This window comes from Betaproteobacteria bacterium, from assembly GCA_016791345.1.
Classification (GTDB): domain Bacteria; phylum Pseudomonadota; class Gammaproteobacteria; order Burkholderiales; family JAEUMW01; genus JAEUMW01.
Genome location: JAEUMW010000390.1, coordinates 1 through 1,865 on the forward strand (window position 1 = coordinate 1; position 1,865 = coordinate 1,865).

General features: G+C 67.5%; 3 protein-coding genes. 1 reads left to right on the plus strand and 2 read right to left on the minus strand.

Annotated features, from left to right (window positions below; translation table 11 throughout):
- Positions 1 to 543 (minus strand): tRNA (5-methylaminomethyl-2-thiouridine)(34)-methyltransferase MnmD (gene mnmD / locus JNK68_14990; GenBank protein MBL8541652.1); only part of this gene is annotated, 543 nt, incomplete at its 3' end.
- Between the two features lie 58 nt (positions 544 to 601).
- On the minus strand, positions 602 to 1,528 hold the full coding sequence (locus tag JNK68_14995) for a fatty acid desaturase (GenBank protein MBL8541653.1): 927 nt from the start codon (positions 1,526 to 1,528) through the stop codon (positions 602 to 604).
- Between the two features lie 206 nt (positions 1,529 to 1,734).
- Here JNK68_14995 and JNK68_15000 point away from each other — a divergent pair.
- A partial coding sequence (locus JNK68_15000) for a GlsB/YeaQ/YmgE family stress response membrane protein (GenBank protein MBL8541654.1) occupies positions 1,735 to 1,865 on the plus strand: 131 nt, incomplete at its 3' end.

Consider the following 1,865-nt stretch of genomic DNA (forward strand, 5'->3'; position numbering starts at 1 on the left):
GCGTGTCCACATTTCCGGGTTCTTCGAGGGCGCGAAGCCATCGAGGAAGAATGCGTCGGCACGAGCGTCGAGCTGTGCGAGCATCGTGGCCGCGTCACCGAAGAGCAGCGTGAGCGCGACCCGATCGCGGTCGAAGTGCAGCCGGTGGAAGCCGGGCACCGCGGGCGGATAGACCTCCCGCAGCGCCCGCGAAAGAACCGCGAGTTCCGACCACGAAGCCGCAGCGCGCTCGAGGTCCGCGCGCGAGAGAGGGTGCTTCTCGACGGCGACGTAGTGCAGCCGTGCAGCGGCCGGCGCGCTCGATCGCCACGCCTGCCAGGTCGCGAGGAAGTTGAGGCCGGTGCCAAACCCGCACTCGATGATGGTGAAGCGTTCCGCGCGCGTCCAGCGCTCCGGCAACCCGTTGCCCAGCAGGAACGTGTGGCGCGTCTCCGCGAGACCGCCGGCAGCGGAAAAGTACACGTCCTGGAAGCGCTCCGAATACGGCACGCCATCCTCGCGCAAGCGCAGCGACGCGGGTTCGACGGCGGGCGGGTCGATCATGCGAAGCGCGTCCGCACAGTCGCGCCCGTGTCGAGGTGCGTGATGCCCCTCACGGACTTCACACGGGCAGCCGCCCGAGGGCGATGGGACCGCGCAGCTGACGCAGGAAGCAGGTGGCGAGGTCGATGTCCGTCCGTCCGTCCTCGCGCTCGAACTGCGCCTGCAGCGCGCTCCACGGCAGATGCGGGTGCCGATGGTGCACGCCGTGGAGATTGAAGTGGAGCAGCGCCGCGGCAACCCAGCGCGGGGCATGCGCGTTCATCGCGAGCCGTGGGTACTCCAGCCGCGTGGCATAGTGATAGGAGTTGTCGGCGATGGACACGAGCGCCGCGCGCACCGCGATGACGGTGGCGAGCATCCAGACGTTCGCGCCGTAGAGCCAGATGGCCGAGCCGAAAACGACGAGGATCGCGAGCATGTCGAGGCGCATCTCGCGCAGTGCGCGCGGCTCGCGCACGGCGCGCACGACGAGTCCGCCCGTCGAATCCGGATGTTCGAGGCGCGGCGCCAGCCAGTCGATTGCACGTTTCGGCAGCAAACACGCGATCGAGCTCAGCACCTCCAGCAAGTACATGCCGCCGAGCAACTGGACGTAAAAGCCGGCTGCCGCCGCGAGCCGCGACGTGCACGCCGGATCGTAGACTTCGGTGCGATCGCGACGCGTGCGGCTGTAACGATGGTGCAGCAGATGCGCGACGCGCAAAGCGCGAAACGGCGCGCCGTAGAGGACGCAGAGCAGACGCCCCGCCGCGTTGTTCCGGCGTCGCGCTGCGAACAGGTGACCGTGGATCGCCTCGTGAATCAGCGACCACATCGTGTTCGCGGAGAGCGCGATCGGCACCAGGAGCAATCCCCACCAGCGGTTCGCGGGCAGGAGCCACGCCGGCATCACGAGGAACAGGAGCAGACTCGCGGCGCCGAAAAAGCCGCACAGCATCGCGTTGAGACTGGAGGCAGGAGCCGGGCGGGAGGCGACTGTCGACATGCGATTCGCAAACTCAGGGTGTGTGTCTACGGCTGCTCGCGCTGTCTAACGCCATCGTATCGGCGCTGATTCGCGCCGCTCGCAGCGTGAGCAACTGCAGCATTCTTGCCGCATCGCGGTAAGATGCACCCTGGCTGGACGCTGTGCTGCAGGCACGAGGCGTCCTCTGTGCAACTGTGCGGAAGTCACGACCTGGAGAGTACGAGATGGGTGAAGGGTTCATCGGTTCGATCGTGATCGGTTTGTTGGCCGGCTGGCTCGGCGGCAAGATCATGCGCGGCGGCGGCTTCGGCCTGATCGGCAACCTCATCGTGGGCGTCATCGGCGCCGTCATCGG

Bases quoted from the DNA above. Each gene is read 5' to 3' on its own strand.
- JNK68_14995 (MBL8541653.1), bottom strand. From the start codon at position 1,528: ATGTCGACAGTCGCCTCCCGCCCGGCTCCTGCCTCCAGTCTCAACGCG.